General features: G+C 45.4%; 15 protein-coding genes, 1 tRNA gene and 1 pseudogene. 8 read left to right on the top strand and 9 right to left on the bottom strand.

Annotation, left to right across the window (positions count from 1 at the left end; translation table 11 throughout):
- Window positions 1-27 precede the first annotated feature (27 nt).
- The 4 genes from M1P97_RS02480 to M1P97_RS02465 form a co-directional block, all read right to left on the bottom strand.
- Entirely contained in the window at window positions 28-792 is a 765-nt protein-coding gene (locus M1P97_RS02480; RefSeq protein ID WP_195372729.1) for a zinc ribbon domain-containing protein, read from the bottom strand.
- 1 nt (window position 793) lies between these two features.
- The gene (locus M1P97_RS02475; RefSeq protein ID WP_195372730.1) at window positions 794-1,891 is read right to left on the bottom strand and encodes a Nif3-like dinuclear metal center hexameric protein; all 1,098 of its coding nucleotides are present in this window, start codon (window positions 1,889-1,891) and stop codon (window positions 794-796) included.
- A gap of 11 nt (window positions 1,892-1,902) precedes the next feature.
- Complete coding sequence (gene aspS, locus M1P97_RS02470) at window positions 1,903-3,660, bottom strand: aspartate--tRNA ligase (protein ID WP_195372731.1); 1,758 nt, start codon at window positions 3,658-3,660, stop codon at window positions 1,903-1,905.
- Between the two features lie 239 nt (window positions 3,661-3,899).
- Window positions 3,900-3,974 (bottom strand) — tRNA-Pro (locus M1P97_RS02465).
- A 218-nt stretch (window positions 3,975-4,192) separates the two neighbouring features.
- Between M1P97_RS02465 and M1P97_RS02460 the strand changes: the two genes are divergently transcribed.
- Complete coding sequence (locus M1P97_RS02460) at window positions 4,193-4,837, top strand: recombinase family protein (protein ID WP_075558061.1); 645 nt, start codon at window positions 4,193-4,195, stop codon at window positions 4,835-4,837.
- A 74-nt stretch (window positions 4,838-4,911) separates the two neighbouring features.
- Here the strand turns inward: M1P97_RS02460 and M1P97_RS02455 are convergent, their stop codons facing one another.
- The 4 genes from M1P97_RS02455 to hypF all read right to left on the bottom strand — a co-directional run bounded on the left by M1P97_RS02455 (window position 4,912) and on the right by hypF (window position 10,450).
- Entirely contained in the window at window positions 4,912-6,972 is a 2,061-nt protein-coding gene (locus M1P97_RS02455) for an acetate--CoA ligase family protein (RefSeq protein WP_249388298.1), read from the bottom strand.
- Window positions 6,973-7,052: 80 nt separating this feature from the next.
- Entirely contained in the window at window positions 7,053-7,823 is a 771-nt protein-coding gene (hypB, locus tag M1P97_RS02450) for a hydrogenase nickel incorporation protein HypB (protein ID WP_249388297.1), read from the bottom strand.
- Between the two features lie 16 nt (window positions 7,824-7,839).
- A complete protein-coding gene (locus M1P97_RS02445) occupies window positions 7,840-8,181 on the bottom strand; it encodes a hydrogenase maturation nickel metallochaperone HypA/HybF (protein WP_249388296.1) in 342 nt (113 codons plus the stop codon).
- A 1-nt stretch (window position 8,182) separates the two neighbouring features.
- On the bottom strand, window positions 8,183-10,450 hold the full coding sequence (hypF, locus tag M1P97_RS02440) for a carbamoyltransferase HypF (RefSeq protein ID WP_249388295.1): 2,268 nt from the start codon (window positions 10,448-10,450) through the stop codon (window positions 8,183-8,185).
- Between the two features lie 123 nt (window positions 10,451-10,573).
- On the opposite strand from hypF, the gene M1P97_RS02435 reads away from it, so the two are divergent.
- The 7 genes from M1P97_RS02435 to M1P97_RS02405 all read left to right on the top strand — a co-directional run bounded on the left by M1P97_RS02435 (window position 10,574) and on the right by M1P97_RS02405 (window position 17,103).
- Window positions 10,574-10,801, top strand: coding sequence for a HypC/HybG/HupF family hydrogenase formation chaperone (locus tag M1P97_RS02435; protein ID WP_195372737.1), 228 nt, complete (start codon window positions 10,574-10,576; stop codon window positions 10,799-10,801).
- On the top strand, window positions 10,798-11,877 hold the full coding sequence (gene hypD, locus M1P97_RS02430; RefSeq protein WP_249388294.1) for a hydrogenase formation protein HypD: 1,080 nt from the start codon (window positions 10,798-10,800) through the stop codon (window positions 11,875-11,877). The genes M1P97_RS02435 and hypD overlap by 4 nt, the downstream gene beginning before the upstream one ends.
- 1 nt (window position 11,878) lies before the next feature.
- Window positions 11,879-12,925 carry a hydrogenase expression/formation protein HypE gene (hypE, locus tag M1P97_RS02425; protein WP_195372739.1) on the top strand — a complete coding sequence of 349 codons (1,047 nt, stop codon included), beginning with the start codon at window positions 11,879-11,881 and terminating at the stop codon, window positions 12,923-12,925.
- Window positions 12,926-12,949: 24 nt separating this feature from the next.
- The gene (locus M1P97_RS02420; RefSeq protein WP_195372740.1) at window positions 12,950-14,047 is read left to right on the top strand and encodes a hydrogenase small subunit; all 1,098 of its coding nucleotides are present in this window, start codon (window positions 12,950-12,952) and stop codon (window positions 14,045-14,047) included.
- A gap of 12 nt (window positions 14,048-14,059) precedes the next feature.
- The gene (locus tag M1P97_RS02415; RefSeq protein WP_249388293.1) at window positions 14,060-15,781 is read left to right on the top strand and encodes a nickel-dependent hydrogenase large subunit; all 1,722 of its coding nucleotides are present in this window, start codon (window positions 14,060-14,062) and stop codon (window positions 15,779-15,781) included.
- 11 nt (window positions 15,782-15,792) lie between these two features.
- Entirely contained in the window at window positions 15,793-16,533 is a 741-nt protein-coding gene (gene cybH, locus M1P97_RS02410; protein WP_195372742.1) for a Ni/Fe-hydrogenase, b-type cytochrome subunit, read from the top strand.
- Between the two features lie 123 nt (window positions 16,534-16,656).
- Window positions 16,657-17,103: a HyaD/HybD family hydrogenase maturation endopeptidase gene (locus M1P97_RS02405; protein ID WP_195372743.1), complete on the top strand. Its 447-nt coding sequence runs from the start codon at window positions 16,657-16,659 to the stop codon at window positions 17,101-17,103.
- A 131-nt stretch (window positions 17,104-17,234) separates the two neighbouring features.
- On the opposite strand, the pseudogene glpK reads toward M1P97_RS02405, so the two are convergent.
- A pseudogene (gene glpK, locus M1P97_RS02400) lies at window positions 17,235-18,745 on the bottom strand (glycerol kinase GlpK).
- Window positions 18,746-18,803 lie beyond the last annotated feature (58 nt).

Below are 18,803 nucleotides of genomic sequence, written 5' to 3'. Positions count from 1 at the left end.
CCATAAACTATTATTTACTTATGTAAATTATTCTTCTACACCAGCCAGTTCCGGGTCGATCATAATACGTCCGCAATATTCGCAAACGATTACTTTCTTACGCAACTTGATATCCATTTGTTTCTGGGGCGGGATCTTGTTGAAGCAACCACCACAGGCATCACGTTGGATATAAACAACAGCCAAACCGTTACGAGCCCCCTTACGGATACGCTTGAATGCAGTAAGCAAACGTGGTTCAATTGTAGTTTCCAGCTTTTTAGCCTTTTCGCGCAGTCTTTCTTCTTCCTGCTTTGTTTCAGAAATAATTTCATCCAGTTCGCTCTTCTTCTGAACCAGATCAGCCTTACGGCCATCCAATCTTTCAGTCAGCTGGGCAATTTCTTCTTTCTTATGACTAATCGACTCACCGAATTCGCGGATCTTCTTTTCAGAAAATTCTATCTCAAGTCCCTGGAATTCGATTTCTTTTGACAAGTTATCAAATTCACGGTTATTACGTACGTTATCCAGTTGCGATTTATATCTCTCAATCAGACCGGTAGACTCAGTGATTCTGTGTTTCTGTTCAACAACAGCATTCTCATAATCCTGGATCTCCGTCTGATAGTTCTGAAGACGGGTTTCCAATCCTACAATCTCATCTTCCAGGTCCTGAACTTCCAGGGGAAGCTCTCCACGAAGCGTTTTGATCTTATCAATTTCAGTCATCATCGTCTGAAGTTGATACAGCGTAGAAAGCTTTTCTTCAACTGTATACTCTTTTTCAGCTGATTGTTTATCTGTAGCCATTCTATAAATATTTTACCGGGTTTGAATTAACATTTGAAAAATGTACGGCAAAGGTAGGGAATTTTTTCGATATTATGTTATAAAAGATGTCTTTTGTACATACTTCTGACTCATAATGGCCTATTACAGCCAACAGAATACTGTCTTCAACATCGTAAAAGTCATTGTATTTAGCTTCTCCGGTGATGAAGATATCGGCACCATATGCAATCGCATCCTTAATCAGAAATGCACCGGCTCCACCACACAAAGCTACTTCACGTATCGGTTTACCGGTAAAAGCAGAATGCTTCACGCACCCCACCTGAAACAGTCCTTTGATTCGTTCGAGAAAACTCAGTTCGTCTTCTTCCACAGGCAACTCGCCCACTACCCCAGAGCCGACCTGATCCCAGGTATTACTCAACGGATAGAAGTCGAATACCGGCTCTTCATACGGATGCACTGAAAGTAGAGCGCGTGTAATGGTTGCCTTGCGGAAAGCAGGAAGTATCGTTTCGATACGTATCTCCTTTTCCACATGCAGTTCACCTTGTTCACCACAGAAAGGATTGGTACCTTCACCTGCACGAAAAGTGCCACTACCTTGCAGATTAAAACTACAGGAGTCATAAGCTCCAACATTTCCGGCCCCGGCATTAAACAGGGTGGTTCGCACCAATTCGGCATATGCCTCGGGAACAAATGTAACCAGTTTCAACAATACACCTTTCTGCGGACTAAGGACACGTACATTTTCCAATCCGATCAGTTCAGCCAAGCGAAAGTTAACACCACCGGCTGCATTATCGAGATTAGTATGCGCAGAATAGACCACCAGATCGTACTTACACGCTCGCATCATGCAACGCTCGATATAGGTGGAACCAGTCAGCGACTTAAAAGCTTTAAAGGCTAAAGGATGGTGAGAAATAATCAGATTACACCCCAGTTCTACAGCCTCGTCAATCACTTCTTCCGTGACATCCAGGCAAAGTAGAGCCCCGGTAGCAGATTGATTTACATCACCTACCTGTACGCCGGCATTGTCAAAGCTTTCCTGCAATGGCAGCGGAGCGTATTGCTCTATTTCTTTCAAAACATCCTTTATCCGTAACATTATGATATATTTTATTCTTTCACGTCAACCTTCAAACATAACTCATCCAGCTGTACATCGTCGATCACAGAGGGAGCATCAAGCATTACATCGCGGCCTGAGTTATTTTTGGGGAAAGCAATACAGTCGCGAATAGAATCGAGGCCGGCAAACAGAGACACCCAACGATCCAAACCATAAGCCAGACCACCGTGAGGAGGAGCACCATATTTGAAGGCATTCATCAAGAAACCAAACTGAGACTGTGCTCTTTCTTCCGTGAAGCCCAGCAACTGGAACATCTTATCCTGCAATTTGCTGTCGTGGATACGGATAGAACCTCCCCCCACTTCAACACCATTGATAACCATATCGTAGGCATTGGCACGAACAGCCCCCGTATCGGTATCCAGCAACGGAATATCTTCCGGTTTCGGAGAAGTAAACGGATGGTGCATTGCATAGAAACGCTGATCTTCTTCACTCCATTCAAACAGAGGAAAATCAATCACCCACAAGCATACGAATTTATTCTTGTCGCGCAATCCCAACTGACCAGCCACTTCCAGGCGCAGTTCGCAAAGTTGTTTACGGGTCTTCATCGCATTGTCACCGGAAAGAATCAGGATCAAGTCACCCGGTTTAGCGCCGAAAGCCTCCTTCATCTGTTGCAATGTTTCCTGTGTATAGAATTTATCCACACTCGATTTCACACTGCCGTCGGCTTCCACGCGGGCATATACCATACCTTTTGCACCTACCTGCGGACGTTTTACAAAGTCTGTTAAGGCATCCAGTTGTTTACGGGTGTAGTTTGCCGCCCCTTCCACACAGATACCACCTACATAAGCAGCATCATCAAATACAGAGAAACCATGACCTTTCATGATATCCATCAACTCAACAAACTTCATTCCGAAACGCAAATCAGGTTTGTCGCTTCCATAATATTTCATTGCATCGTGCCAGGTCATACGTTGGAACGGCTCTTTAATCTCGATACCACGAATTACCTTGAAAAGGTGTTTCGCCATTCCTTCGAAGATATTAAGCACATCTTCCTGCTCGACGAAACTCATTTCACAGTCGATCTGTGTAAATTCCGGCTGACGGTCGGCACGCAGGTCTTCATCACGGAAACACTTTACGATCTGGAAATAACGGTCAAAACCGGAAACCATCAACAACTGTTTCAATGTTTGTGGAGATTGAGGCAGTGCATAGAACTGTCCCGGATTCATACGTGAAGGAACAACGAAGTCGCGTGCACCTTCCGGCGTAGAGTTTACAAGAACCGGTGTTTCTACTTCCAGGAAACCTTGTTTATCCAGATAGTTACGAACTTCAAACGCCATGCGGTGACGTAGTTCCAAATTTGCACGAACAGCATTACGACGCAAATCCAGATAACGATATTTCATACGCAGGTCATCGCCTCCGTCAGTATCATCTTCAATAGTAAAAGGAGGCGTTACGGCAGCATTCAGGATATTCAGTTCTGAAACAATCAGTTCAATTTCGCCTGTCGGGATATTGTTGTTCTTACTTGAACGTTCTCTTACTGTTCCTGTAACCTGAATCACATACTCACGCCCCAGCTTGTTTGCCTTTTCACAAAGTGCGGCATCTACTTCCTGGTTAAACACCAACTGGGTTATACCATAACGATCACGGAGGTCGACAAATGTCATACCGCCCATCTTACGAGTCTTCTGCACCCATCCGGCCAAAGTAACCACCAGACCTTCGTCTGCCAGGCGCAAATTTCCACAAGTTCTTGTTCTATACATTTTAAATAAGATTTATCTGTTTTAATTTCATAATTCAAAAGTATAAACAAAGTGTATCTGTAAAATACAATGATGTACTTTACGCGCAGTCGGTCTGCAAAGATAATACTATATTCATTAACTGTAATAATTTCATTGAAATTAAAAGGAAAGTGCAATAAAATATAAAAGAGAAGAGGAAGCACTAATTAAAACAAAACAAAAAGAGAACCAACAAACTCGTTGACTCTCTTCTTTTGTCGGGGTACCAGGATTCGAACCTGGGACCCCCTGCTCCCAAAGCAGGTGCGCTAACCGGACTGCGCTACACCCCGTTTTACAACCGCTTTATTGTCGATTGCGGTGCAAAGGTAAGCATTTATTTTTAACCACCAAATATTTCGTGTTTTTTTTTAATTGATTACTTTCGCATCTGTTTTATTATCTCAACTAAAGGGAAAGGAGGAAAAGCAAAGGAAAGAAGAGATCATCAAACATGAACATATTGCAAGACAATATGTTATAATATAAACATATCAATATTGAAAATAGTATGATAATTGCCTATACACGAACATATTCAAACAAGCAACAAAGTGACAATCAAAAAAATGCGATTGAACAATTTGCAATGAACAACAATATAACTATAGACAAATGGCATAAAGATTCCCGTAGTACTTCTTCTCGTCATAAAAACAGGCTGGAAGAAATAATCAAAAGTATGGACGCCGGCGATACGCTGATTGTAGCAGATGTTACCCGTTTAAGCCGAAAATTGATGGAAATTATGCATTTGATTTTGTTATGTATCGAAAAGAAAGTGACTCTTTACTGCCTTAAAGAAGGATACACTTTCGAAGATAATGTTGACAGCAAAACATTGGCATTTACTTTTGGGCTCGTTTCTGAAATTGAAAGTAAATTGATCTCAACCCGGACAAGAGAATCTCTGGAGATCAGTAGAAACAAAGGAACAGCCCTCGGACGACCGAAAGGAACTCCTAAAATGGATCATCTACTTGCACAGAAAGAACAGATTGAAAAGGAACTCAATGAAGAGAAAGCGACTTATGCCGAACTGGCAGAATATTACCAGGTTTCATTAAGCAGTTTCAAAAATTTTGTAAGAAACAATATTAGTCCTACGCTTCCCGGAAGAAACAGAACCGGAAAGAAAAAGAAAAAAACTGACTAATTAATTGATAAATAAAAAGGGGAATTGAAAATAATCGACAGGCTTATACATTTTCAATTCCCCTTTTATTTATCTTACTTTTCTATCCTGATCCGCGCGTCAACAGCAAATAAACCTCTATCTGTTGCCAATAACGGGTTTATATCCATCTCCTTTATTTCAGATGCAAAACGAAGAATAGTAGAAAGACGGACAATGATATCTGCATACTGTTGCTCATCGATACCTTTTTGTCCACGGGTTCCCTTTATTATCGGGTAACCCCGCAAAGAATGGATCATTGAATAAGTTTCATCATACGATAACGGAGCTAAACCGTATGATACGTCTTTCAGTACTTCCACGAAGATACCTCCCAATCCGCAAAGTATAACATGACCGAAACCTTCCTCGTACTTCGCTCCCAAAAATAATTCCTGCCCCTTTAACATAGGTTGAACCATTATTGCCGTTACATCCGGCAAACGCATCATGCGCTCGAACTCAAACAATAAATGTTCTTCACTACGGATATTTAAAGCAACTCCGCCAATATCACTTTTATGTACAGGACCGACAACTTTAGCTACGACCGGGAATTTTACCCGTTTAGCAAAAGCAATCAATTCATCCTTATCGGTCGAAGTGAATTCTTCCACCAAAGGAATATTAGCCGCCCCTAACAAAGTACGAACCTGTTCAGGTGTAAGATAACCATTAGAAGGTAACTGATCGATAATACGACGCACTTCAGGTACATTCACCCCATATAATTGAATATCAGTACTCATTGGCTTAGGTGTATTGATCACCCGTGAAAGGGCTGTTCCCAATGTCACCTCATCAGAAAAGTTTACATGTCCCTTCTTTACAAAACTACGAACCTCCGGCCCTGCTGTCACTATGGAAGGTAATACAGGAAAGATCGGTTTCTTGCATTCTTCCATCTTCTTATGAAGCACTTCGTATGTTTCATACAGCTTTACCAGACCGGGACTACCGAAAATAACCATCATCAGATCAATCTCATCGAAATGATTCTCGCAATAATCGATTGCAGTAGCCAGATGTTCAGGCGTACCTGTTCCGATTATATCAATCGGATTACCGACTGCGGCACCCGGATATAATTTCGATTTCAATTCGGCTGCAACCGGACCTTCCAGATTAGGAACATTTAAACGTCCTTTAGAAAGAGCATCGGCCAACATAACCGCAGGACCTCCGGCATGAGTAATGATAGCACAATTTTTTCCTTTCACTTCTTTTAGCGTAAAGATACTAGCTACCGTAGTCAGTTCCTCACGACTAAAGCAGCGTACAATACCGGCTTTACGGAACAAAGCCTCAACGGCTGAATCCGAACTGGCTATCGCACCGGTATGTGATGAAGCGGCACGTTTTCCCGATTCCGTACTTCCTGCTTTGATCGCAGCGATATGACAACCTTTACGAATCAGAGACGATGCATGATAAAGCAGTTTATCCGGATTCTTGATCTGTTCGATATAAAGCATCTTAATCTTCGAGTCGAGTACAGGATCAAAATTCCGATCCATATATTCAAGGACTTCCTCCACCCCGATCTGTTTGGAATTGCCAACAGACCATACAGATGAGAAACGTAATCCTTTCGTTAATGCAGACTCGATAATAAAGAGCGCCGTACCTCCCGAACTGGAAATAAAGTCTACCCCGTCCGGATGAAACTCAGGTATAGGTTGTGTGAAGACACCATGAAACTTCGTATTCATCAGTCCGATGCAATTAGGACCGATCATGGAAGCACCGGCTTCATTTACAGTCGCCAGCATCTGATCTTCCAAAAGGGCTCCCTCGTGAGTCTCTTCGCCAAAACCGGCTGAAACAACGATAAAAGCTTTTACATTCTTCTGATTGGCCAGTATATCTATAGCCTCAGGACAAGAAGGACCGGGAATTGAAATAATAGCCATTTCCGTATCTGGTATATCATGTACGGAGTGATATGATTTCAGACCTTGCACATCGTCCTCTCTGGCATTGACAACATACAGTTCTCCTTTATACTTACCATCCAGAAGATTTCGCACCAAGCGTCCACCGGGCTTGTGCACATTATTTGAGCCACCTACTACAACGATGCTCTTAGGGTCGATTAATTCTCGGTTAATCATAACATTTTGATTAATTAAGTTCAATGAATTGGAACAAATATAGTTTTTTTTATCTATTCATTCATCGAATCTACGGTAATTTATTTACATTTTGTACACTCTGAGACCAGCCAATCACACCAGGCATCCATTCCGGTACCTTTTGTGGCCGACACTTCAAACACCTGCAAATGATGATTCACCTTCAGGGCATTACTTTTCAATGTTTCCACATTTGTATCTAAATAAGGAACAAGATCTATCTTATTTATCACACAAACATCGGCCTCTGCAAAAATATGCGGATACTTCAAAGGCTTATCATCACCCTCTGTGGTACTCACGATCACAACCTTCTTTGCTTCTCCAAGATCAAACATAGCAGGACAAACCAGATTGCCGACATTCTCCACAAAAAGTATCGATCCGTTTACCGGCGCTAAGTGCTTGACGGCATGATTTACCATATCAGCTTCCAAATGACACCCCGTACCGGTATTCACCTGGAAAACAGGGATATTTAGAGCAGCGATACGGTCAGCGTCATTGGAGGTTTGTTGATCTCCTTCAATTACATATATATGTATTGGGGATAAAGGTGCTTCAGGAACAGTCCCAACAAAACGACGGACAGTTTCTTCAAGTAAGGTTGTTTTTCCGGAGCCCGGCGAACTCATCAGGTTCAGGCAAAATATTTCTTTTGCTTCAAAATAACCGCGATTGCGTTCAGCCAGTAGATTATTGCGCTGAAGAATATCTTGTTCAAGTGTTATAACCTTACCTTCATCGTGATGATGATGGTGGTGTTCATGGCCATGACCATGGTCGTGTTCGTGATGATGATGCTCTCCGCATCCGCAAGTTCCACACATAAGCGTTTTGTATTTATTATTTAATAACAATCGATTTCACACGAAGTTCTTTTCCTTTAATGATTTTAACACAGAAAGAGCCACATTCCGGACAAGAGGCAAATAAAGCGTCCATAGGAAATACACATCCACAGTCGGCACATTGCCCTTCACCATCGATAATATGCCGTACAATCGTCGCATGTTCAAGCATAGACCCTTTCACAGCACTCTCCAAAGCGAAATCGAGTGTTTGCAGTTCTACACCGGCAAGACGACCGATCTCCAATTCCAATTCTTCAACTGCTAACGACCCACGATCGCGCGCCTGCTCTTCGGCAAGTTCGACGATACTTTGAGCAATAGACATTTCGTGCATATCATTCTTTTTTATTCCGGGAGGCGGCAATTGTCAATTGACCCAATGCTACTCCCCCATCGTTACAAAGTATACGGCCAGGAACATACAACGGTATACCGGCTTCGGCAAAAAGACGTTGTAGTTGTTCCGTCAACCTTTTATTTTGAAAACAGCCACCGGAAATAACTACACGGCTGGCTTCATTTTGCTTTAGAAGAAATTTGACTTCCTCCAGCAAGACTTTAGCGATTGTATTATGAAAGCGAGCAGAAATATCACAAACAGATATTCCCGAGGCCAGATCATTCAATACTCCCTCAAACAACGGGAGGAAAGATATAATACCTTCTTTTATTATAACCGGATAACGGTCGTCGGGTTCAATCGATGCTATTTGTTCAAGCCGCACCGGAGCTTCAGCCTGATGAGACGATACATCACAAAGACCAAGTAAAGAAGCAACAGCATCAAAAAGTCGACCGGCACTAGAAGTATATGGAGTATTTATTCCTTTCTCCATCATAACCATCAATATCCGAATCTTCTGCTCTCCTATCCGTTCAACAAACCCATCCGGAAAACGAACGGCATCCCTGAAATAATGCCATAAGAAAGCTACCGCCATTCTCCAGGGTTCGACAGAAGCTTTATCACCACCAGGCAACGGAATATATTCGAAATGTGACAAACGATGATACGACTTACGGTCACAAAGAAAGAACTCGCCTCCCCATATTTTTCCATCATCACCCAATCCGGTTCCATCGAGTACTATGGCTATTACCGGTTCATGCAATCCGTACTCCAACATACAGGCAACAGCATGGGCATGATGATGCTGCACTCTTATCAAAGGTAATCCAGTCCGCAATGCTAAACGTTCTGCTTCCTGTGATGATAAATAATCAGGGTGCAAATCACACACTAAAGAGGTGGGCATAAAACGGAAAAGATGTTGCAACCGTTCTAACGATTCCTTATAAAAACTAAATGTTTCCCAGTTCTTCAAATCACCGATATACTGGCTTTGCAAGATCGTATCACCTTTCCCTAATGCGAATGTATTCACTTTCTCCGCACCGAAAGCCAGGATTCCTTCCACCTCCATGTCTGCAAAGAATGGCTCCGGGACATAACCGCGCGAACGGCGGATCAGGCAAGGTTGTCCACCGCAAACTTGCAGGACCGAGTCGTCGACCCGATTATGGATATCGCGATTGTGATGAAGTAACAACGATACTTTTCCTGATAACTGTTCGTCAGCCTCTTCAGGAGTAATGGCAATCGGGTAATCGCTCAGATTGCCACTGGTAATAACCAATGCAGATATGCCAAGTGTCGCAAACCAGTCATAATGCAAAGGCATATACGGCAACATACAACCCAAGGTTTTCATATTCCTATTGATCTCCGTAGCAAGGGCTTTCTTCTGTTTTAATAAAACGATAGGACGCCGCCAGGACATCAAACAGGCCTCTTCCACCGGATCGGCCTCGACATACTCTTTCAGTTGCTCGACAGTACGAAACATCACGGCAAAAGGCTTACCATCACGCTGTTTTATTTCACGCAGGCGAGCTACCGCATATTTATTTGCAGCATCACATATCAGATGATAACCTCCGATACCTTTCGCCGCAATTACTTTCCCTTCACGAAGCAGTCGACAAGAAAGATGAAGAAGTTCCCGATAATCGGTTATCCTTACATTATTATATATAGCATAATAGAATGGTCCGCAATGATTGCAAGCAACGGGTTGCGCATGAAAACGCCTGTCGTCGACAGTTGTGTATTCTCCCCTGCAATCAGGACACATGGTAAAAGCAGACATCGTAGTCTGCTTCCGGTCGTACGGAAGATCGCGGATAATAGAGAAACGCGGTCCGCAATGCGTACAATTTATAAAAGGATATTGCAAACGATGGGGTTGTTCCTCCCTGTCAAACAGGCATTCCCGACAAACGGCAATATCCGGAGCCACCTGCGTAACCTCATCCGATTCCGAATGACTGGGGGTAATGGAAAAACCGGCATAGTCGGCAACCGCAACCTCTGTTTCTGTCACCTCGATAGAATGGATCACTGCAACAACAGGATGTTCCTTTTTTATACGGGAAATAAACCGATCACATTGCTCCGAAGTCAGGACAGCACGTATACAAACACCGTTATTCCGGTTATCGACCTCCCCTTTTATCCCCATCTCGTTTGCGATACGATAGATAAAAGGACGAAAGCCAACGCCTTGCACTAATCCACGGATTGTCAATATCGAAATCTTCACCCTTTATGATTTTAACTGTCCGAACAAATATAGAAGGTTTACCCATAATATGTATCATTTCACACACCTTTTCTAAAACATATTACCTACTTTTGAAGTTGTTAATAAAAAACAAATAAGTTTATGTGTCTGGCAATACCTGGCAAAATAGTAAATATAGACCGCTCCGAACCTGAGCTGACAATGGCTAAGGTCGATTTCAGCGGTATCATGAAGGATATATGTATCCAATGGGTGGATGTATCGGAAGGTGACTATATCCTGGCTCATGCCGGTATGGCGATCTCCGTAGTGGACGCCCGGGAAGCAGAAGAAACACTGGAAGACCTCAAGAAGCTGGAACGCTTATGAAATACGTTGACGAATACAGAGACAACGAACAAGTACAATCGCTGCTCCGGGCTATCCGGAAAGTGACTACCCGACCATGGCATATTATGGAGATATGCGGTGGACAGACACATGCCATTGCCCGTCATCGACTGGAGGAATTATTACCGGAAGAGATCCGACTGCTTCATGGCCCCGGATGTCCGGTTTGCGTAACCCCGATTTCCCTGATCGACCAGGCATTGAACCTAGCCAAACAAACCTCTGTCATACTGGCTTCATTCGGAGATATGATGCGTGTACCGGGAACAAAAGAAGACCTGCTGCAAGCCAAAGCACATGGAGCCGATGTCCGTATGCTTTATTCCCCGCTCGATGCCGTCGGACTGGCAGATGCAAATCCGGATAAGGAAATTATCTTCTTTGCCATCGGTTTCGAGACAACAGTTCCTGTCCACATGATGGCCCTGAAAGAAGCACAGCGTAGAAAACTATCGAACTTTTCGCTCCTCACCTCTCTGTTTACAGTTCCTCCGGCTATGGAAGCGATTCTTTCCGATCCGGAATGTAAAGTAGACGGATTCCTGACAGCCGGCCATGTTTGTGCCATTACCGGGAATACAGCCTATCATCGATTAGCAGAAAAATATAAGACACCGATGGTCGTTACCGGCTTCGAACCGGTCGATTTATTATACGGAATCTACCGTTGCCTCCTACAACTGGAAAACGGAAGCTTTTTTGTAGAGAATGCCTACAAGCGTGTCGTCCCCGAAGAAGGGAATCCGGTTGCCCGCGCCTTAATGGATGAAACACTCGAACCATGTGACCAGGAATGGCGTGGTATCGGTATTATTCCCAACAGCGGTTTACAGTTAAAGAAAAAGTACGCCAGATATTCCTCCCGGGAGAAATTTCCATTCCATTCGAAAGAAAATGAAATTACACCCGGATGTATAGCCGGAGACATCATGCGCGGCATAAAGCAATCGTCCGATTGTCCTTTCTTCGGAAAAGCCTGTTCGCCGGAACATCCGATAGGGGCACCGATGGTTTCGTCCGAAGGAGTTTGTGCGGCATACTATAAATATATGTAAGATGAAGAATGAAGGTTTTAGTTGTCCGATTCCATTTAACGACTCCGATTGTGTACTGATGGCACACGGTGGCGGAGGACGGATGACGCATCAGTTGATCAGCAACATATTCTATCCTGCTTTCCGCAACCCGTTGTTGGAGCAGGATCATGACGGTTGTGTCTTTCCTGTCCGGGAAGGGCGGATGGCCTGTTCGACCGATTCGTTCGTTGTCGATCCGATCTTCTTTCCCGGTGGCGACATCGGCGACCTGGCGGTGAACGGGACGGTGAACGATCTGGCCTGTTGCGGTGCCCGTCCACTCTATCTGACTGCCGGATTTATACTGGAAGAAGGATTACCGCTGGCCGACCTGCAACGCATCGTACAATCCATGCGTCGTGCTGCCGATAAAGCCGGTATACAAATCGTTGCAGGCGATACCAAAGTAGTCGAACGAGGTAAATGCGATAAACTCTTTATCAATACCAGTGGCATCGGAGTCGTGCCCGAGGGGATCCGTATCGCTTCCGATCGTGTTCAACCGGGTGATGTAGTCATTTGTAGCGGAGCAATCGGAGCACATGGCATCACCATTCTTTCCGCTCGCGAAAGCCTCGGATTCGAAACAAACCTGAAAAGTGATACAGTTTCGTTAAACAATATGCTTTCTCAGTTGTTAAAAATTATAGAGGAAGTCCATGTCCTGCGTGATCCGACACGAGGAGGAGTAAGCGGAACTTTGAACGAGATAGCAAAAACAGCCAACGTGGAAATCATACTGGATGAAGCTGCCCTTCCAATTCCCGATGCCGTGAAAGGAGCTTCGGAGATGCTGGGACTCGATCCGCTTTACGTAGCCAACGAAGGACTGGTATTAGTTATCCTGCCGGAAGCCCGGGCACAGGAAGCACTAGCGATCATGAACAGCTTCCCGGAAGGAAAGGATGCAACGATTATCGGTCGTGTAACCGTAAAAGGAAACGCGATCGTAAAGATGCAAACACTATACGGTAATTATCGCATTGTCGATATGCTGAGTGGCGAACAATTACCACGTATTTGCTAAAGCAAACCAATAAATTACTAAGATATGGAAGAAAAAAGACCGACCGTCTACGAGGAGTGCCGACAGAAAGGTATCTCCCGAAGGGATTTCCTGAAATTCTGCACTACCATGGCCGCCCTTATGGGATTGGAAGCATCCGGCGTTGCACAGGTTGTTAACGCACTGGAGACAAAGCCACGTCTGCCGGTTATCTGGCTCCACCTGCAGGAATGTACCTGCTGTACAGAATCATTCATCCGCGCCGCCCATCCGATCGTGGCAACTCTCCTACTCGATAAGATCTCACTCGATTATACAGAAACACTGATGGCTGCCGCCGGCGAACAAGCCGAAGCGGCCAAGGAGGAAACCATGAAGAAATATCATGGCGAATACCTGCTTATGATTGAAGGATCGATCCCGACAAAAGACGAAGGTTATTGTTGTGTAGGCGGTAAAAGTGCCTTGCAGATCACGCAGGAGGCAGCAGAAGGTGCCAAGGCGATTATTGCCTGGGGAAACTGTGCCTGTGCCGGCTGCGTACAGGCTGCCAACCCGAATCCGACAGGAGCCAAAGCGATCCATAAAGTAATAAAAGGGAAACCTATTATTAATGTACAAGGCTGTCCTCCTATCGCCGATGTGATGGCCGGCGTCATTATCTATATGCTTACATTCGAACGCATGCCGCAACTCGACGGTCTGGGACGTCCGAAGATGTTCTATTCACGCCGCGTTCACGACACCTGTTATCGCCGTGCCAACTTCGATGCCGGTCTGTTCGTTGAAAGTTTCGACGATGAGAATGCCAAGAAAGGTTATTGTCTCTACAAAGTGGGGTGTAAAGGGCCGAGTACCTACAACTCGTGCGGTATCATCAAATGGAACGAAGGGACAAGTTACCCGATCCAAAGCGGTCACCCCTGCCTGGGATGCAGCGAAGAGAATTTCTGGGATAACAGCCCGTTCTATAAACGGATGCCCGACGTTCACGGCTTCGGCATCGAAGCGACGGCCGACCAGATCGGCCTTGCCTTAGGGACTGCAACAGCTGCCGGTATCGCCGTCCATGCCGTTGCCACCAATATCCGGAAGAAGGAATTGATCGATAATGAAGAACCGGAAAGTAAATCTAACATCTAAATTCGTATTACCATGTCTGAAAGAATCGTTATAGACCCTATCACCCGTATCGAAGGCCATCTGCGGGTAGAAGCTACCATCGAAGGCGGCAAGATTAAAGATGCTTACAGTTCCGGTACGATGGTACGCGGAATAGAAAATATAGTACGCGACCGTGACCCGCGCGATGCCTGGGTATTCGTGGGACGTGTTTGTGGAGTCTGTACTTCTATCCATTCGCTTTGTTCCGTCCGTGCGGTGGAAAATGCACTGGATATCACCATTCCCCCCAATGCCGAAATGGTACGCAATATCATGGAAGCGGTACTTTACATGCACGACCATACAGTACACTTCTACCAATTGCATGCGCTGGACTGGGTGGATATCGTATCCGGCCTGAAAGCCGACCCGAAGAAAGCCGCCCTCCTTGCCCAGCAACTCTCGCCGTGGGCCAAGAACACGGAAGGCTATTTCAAAGCGACACAAGACCGCCTGAAAAAGTTCGTTGCCAGCGGACAACTGGGTATCTTCGCCAACGGTTACTGGGGACATCCTGCCTACAAACTGACACCTGAGCAGAATCTGATAGCCACGGTTCATTATCTCGAAGCCCTGGAATGGCAGAAGGAGATCGTCAAGGTACATGCAGTCTTTGGCGGAAAGAACCCGCATCCGAACTTCCTTGTCGGCGGTATGCCATGCAGCATCGACCTGAATGAGGCCAACTCGATCAATGCGGAACGCCTGGCACTGGTAAAACAGAAATTACAGGAAGGAAAAGACTTTATCGACCAGGTGTATATTCCTGACCTGCTGATGATCGCCGAAGTCTACAAAGACGAATGGAGCAAGATAGGCGGCGGCGTTAGCAACTACCTGTCGTACGGAGACTTTCCCCTCCATGGATATGCCGGCATCGAAGACTTCATGAGTCCTCGCGGTATCGTTCTGGATCGCGACCTCAGCAAAGTACATCCGGTAGATGCCAATTCATCCGAAGAAATAAAAGAATACATCTATCATTCCTGGTATAAATACACGGAAGGTGATAAAGCCGGCCTGCACCCTTACGATGGAGAAACCAATCTGGACTATACCGGCCCGAAACCTCCCTACAAACACCTGGATGTAGAAGATAAATACAGCTGGATCAAAACCCCGCGCTGGAAAGGACATGCTATGGAAGTAGGTCCGTTAGCCCGTCTGATCGTATCCTATGCCGCAGGCAAAGAACCTCAGAAATCGGCTGTCGACAATGTGCTGAAAGCACTCAACCTACCGCCCGAAGCCCTCTTCTCCACCCTGGGACGCACGGCTGCCCGTGGTATCGAAACGCAACTGGTAGCCGGATGGGCACTCGAATTTTTCGACCAACTGATGAGGAATCTGGAAAACGGGGACTCACGCATGGCAAACCCTGTGATGTGGGAAAACGAGAACTGGCCGAAGAAAGCACAAGGCGTCGGACTGACCGAAGCCCCTCGCGGAGCCCTCGCCCACTTCATCGTGATCGAAAACAACCGGGTGAAAAACTACCAGATGGTAGTTCCTACCACCTGGAACGCCTCGCCAAGGGATGAAAACGGTAACCTCTCCCCCTACGAATCGGCCTTGATCGGCACACCGATACACGATGCCAATCAGCCGCTCGAAATTCTACGGACGATCCATTCTTTCGACCCCTGCCTGGCTTGTGCCGTGCACCTGTATGACGAAGAAGGGAAGTATGTACATCAAATGGATACGTTTTAAATGGTATTGCTATGAAAAGTCGCAAGAAACGTCTTACTGAAGTATATGTATGGGAACTTCCTGTACGTATCTACCATTGGGTGAATGCCTTGTGTATCGTCATACTGTGCATCACCGGATTTATTATTGCTGATCCGCCAGCCATACTGAATGCATCGGAAGCCTATTTCAGCTATTGGTTTGGCATAGTCCGTTTCATCCATTTTATAGCGGCATTCGTATTTTTCTTCAACTTTGTATTCCGCCTCTACTGGGGATTTGTAGGAAACCGCTTTGCCCGGTGGACAAACTTCATTCCACTAAAGAAGTCACAGTGGCAGGAAGTGCTGGAAGTAATAAAGGTGGACATTCTGATGATAAAGAACAAACCGGTCGAAAGTATCGGACATAATGCATTGGCCAGCCTGATCTATTTCGGTACGTTCTGGGCTTTCCTGTTGCAAAGTATTACAGGTTTCGGACTATATGCCAAAATGAGCCAGTCCTTCTTCCCGCAATTGTTCGCCTGGACAATTCCGTTGATGGGTGGCGACCTGATGGCCCGGCAGATCCATCACTTCCTGATGTGGTTCTTTATCCTCTTCGCTATCGTGCATATCTATCTGGTATTCTACCACGATTATATCGAACAGCGCGGTGAAACCTCCTCCATCATTGGAGGTTGGAAGTTTATCGAAGAAGATATCGCCGACAAAGAAGAGATTACGGAGACAGCCGAAACCATTACAAAGATTGCAAAGAAACATGAATAGCTTAGCACTATAAAGTAACTTCAATAACACTACTGTGTTGCCAATAGTAGTACAGTAGTGTTACTTATATCAGCACAATAGTGCTACTTACAACGACATAGTAGTGCTATTAACAACGACAGAATGGAAAAGAAAACTCTTATATTAGGCGTCGGCAACTTGTTGCTGAAAGACGAAGGAGTCGGTATCCATGTGATACAGGCCCTGGAAAAAGAAACGCTTCCCGCCCACGTCACCCTAATGGATGGCGGAACGGGAGGCCTTCATCTGATCAGTTGGTTGACGGGCTACGATCATATCATCATGGTAGATGCCACCCTCGATAGTAACCCGCCGGGAACTGTCCGCCTGATCCGTCCCCAATACGCCAGTGACTACCCTCCCTTGATGAGTGCTCACGAAATCGGCCTGCGTGACATGATCGAAACCATGATCCTGACCGATGACCTCCCCGAAGTACACTTGATCGTGGTCTCCGCTGCCAACCTGAATGAGGTAAATATGGAACTGACTCCGAAAGTAGAGGCTTCCATTCCGGAGGTGATAAGAGTTATACGGGAGTTGATTTAATTTATTGATGTCAGGGATCAAAGATATTCATTAATTCATTCTTTAAATTGATAATGAGCAAATATAAGGATTTATACAGAAACTATATTATTCAAGCGCAAAATTAACGCAAGAACCAATTAAATATAATATCAGATTTCACTATCCATAGCCCAATTCATTGTACGGCCCACTGCCTTATGCCAGTCAGTAAGCAATGCCAGCGCTGTCTCCGGTTTCATCTTAGCCGTGAATATGGTATCCAGCGACCATTGTTCTTTCAGCTCATCCATATCTTTCCAGTAATTCACAGCCAGACCGGCCAGATAAGCAGCTCCCAGTGCCGTCGTCTCGAGTATTCTGGGACGAACCACCGGACACCGGCAGATATCGGACTGGAACTGCATCAGGAAATTATTGGCAATAGCCCCACCGTCCACACGAATTTCCTTCGGTTTGGCGTGGATATCATTCTCCATAGCCATCAGGACATCGTACACCTGATAGCAGATCCCTTCCAGAGCAGCACGCGTCAGATGGGCAGCGTCGTACCACGGGTAATACCGATAATGGCTCCGCGGGCATACTGATCCCAGTAAGGAGCCCCCAGTCCTGTCAGGGCCGGCACAAAATAAACTCCGCCGTTATCCGGCACCGATTTCGCCATCTGTTCCGTCACCGGAGCATTCGGGATCAACCCGATACCGTCACGCAACCATTGGATAACAGCACCCCCCACAAAGACACTGCCTTCAAGCGCATAAGTAACCCGGTCACCCAGCTTCCAGGCAATTGTTGTCAACAGGTTATTTTGTGAGAATACCGGTTTATCTCCGGTATTCACGATCATAAAGCAACCTGTTCCGTAGGTTGTCTTCATCATGCCCTCTTCCAGGCAGAGCTGTCCGAATAAGGCTGCCTGCTGATCTCCCGCCATCCCGGAAACAGGAATACCCGCCTTAAATATGGGAGTAGATGCTTCACAATAAACTTCACTGCTACTCTTCACCTCCGGCATCATGGAAGCCGGAATAGTAAAAAGATCCAGTAACTCCTGATCCCACTGCAATGTATTTATATTAAAAAGCATCGTACGGGAAGCATTAGTAATATCGGTAATAAACTGACTACCGCGTGTCAGCTTCCAGATCAACCAGGAGTCGACGGTACCAAAACAAAGCTCCCCTCGTTCAGCGCGTTCACGGACACCTTTGACATGATCCAGTATCCATTTTACTTTGGTGGCGGAGAAATAAGCATCGATCACCAGTCCGGTCTTTTGCTGTATGTAATCGGCATACCCTTCAGCCTTCAGTTCCTCGCAGTAATCGGCCGTACGTCGATCCTGCCATACGATAGCATTGTAAACGGGGAAACCTGTTTCGCGGTCCCATACGATCGTTGTCTCCCGCTGGTTGGCAATGCCGATACAAGCAATATGCGTATCCGTCACATCAGCCTTCGCCATCGCTTCCTTGATAGCGGTTGATTGCGTATACCATATCTCATTCGGATCGTGCTCTACCCAACCCGGTTTAGGAAAATACTGTTGGAACGTTTTTTGGGAGAAGGTAATAATCTCTCCCTGGCGATTAAACAGAACGGCCCGGGAAGTTGTTGTACCCTGGTCTATAGCCAGCACATATTTATGTCTGAAATTCATATCATATCACTTTATTACTAATTAAACCACACAATCTGGAATAAGTTCAGTATTTTAT

The organism is Parabacteroides leei (genome assembly GCF_023369805.1).
Taxonomy (GTDB): domain Bacteria; phylum Bacteroidota; class Bacteroidia; order Bacteroidales; family Tannerellaceae; genus Parabacteroides; species Parabacteroides leei.
Note: the sequence above shows the minus strand (reverse complement) of the source record. Positions and strands in the feature narration are given on the sequence as shown.

Excerpts from the sequence above, each read along its gene's own strand:
- M1P97_RS02480 (WP_195372729.1), bottom strand. The coding sequence starts at position 792 with ATGGCTACAGATAAACAATCAGCTGAAAAAGAGTATACAGTTGAAGAA.
- M1P97_RS02475 (WP_195372730.1), bottom strand. The coding sequence starts at position 1,891 with ATGTTACGGATAAAGGATGTTTTGAAAGAAATAGAGCAATACGCTCCG.
- aspS (WP_195372731.1), bottom strand. The coding sequence starts at position 3,660 with ATGTATAGAACAAGAACTTGTGGAAATTTGCGCCTGGCAGACGAAGGT.
- M1P97_RS02460 (WP_075558061.1), top strand. The coding sequence starts at position 4,193 with ATGATAATTGCCTATACACGAACATATTCAAACAAGCAACAAAGTGAC.
- M1P97_RS02455 (WP_249388298.1), bottom strand. The coding sequence starts at position 6,972 with ATGATTAACCGAGAATTAATCGACCCTAAGAGCATCGTTGTAGTAGGT.
- hypB (WP_249388297.1), bottom strand. The coding sequence starts at position 7,823 with ATGTGTGGAACTTGCGGATGCGGAGAGCATCATCATCACGAACACGAC.
- M1P97_RS02445 (WP_249388296.1), bottom strand. The coding sequence starts at position 8,181 with ATGCACGAAATGTCTATTGCTCAAAGTATCGTCGAACTTGCCGAAGAG.
- M1P97_RS02435 (WP_195372737.1), top strand. The coding sequence starts at position 10,574 with ATGTGTCTGGCAATACCTGGCAAAATAGTAAATATAGACCGCTCCGAA.
- hypD (WP_249388294.1), top strand. The coding sequence starts at position 10,798 with ATGAAATACGTTGACGAATACAGAGACAACGAACAAGTACAATCGCTG.
- hypE (WP_195372739.1), top strand. The coding sequence starts at position 11,879 with ATGAAGAATGAAGGTTTTAGTTGTCCGATTCCATTTAACGACTCCGAT.
- M1P97_RS02420 (WP_195372740.1), top strand. The coding sequence starts at position 12,950 with ATGGAAGAAAAAAGACCGACCGTCTACGAGGAGTGCCGACAGAAAGGT.
- M1P97_RS02415 (WP_249388293.1), top strand. The coding sequence starts at position 14,060 with ATGTCTGAAAGAATCGTTATAGACCCTATCACCCGTATCGAAGGCCAT.
- cybH (WP_195372742.1), top strand. The coding sequence starts at position 15,793 with ATGAAAAGTCGCAAGAAACGTCTTACTGAAGTATATGTATGGGAACTT.
- M1P97_RS02405 (WP_195372743.1), top strand. The coding sequence starts at position 16,657 with ATGGAAAAGAAAACTCTTATATTAGGCGTCGGCAACTTGTTGCTGAAA.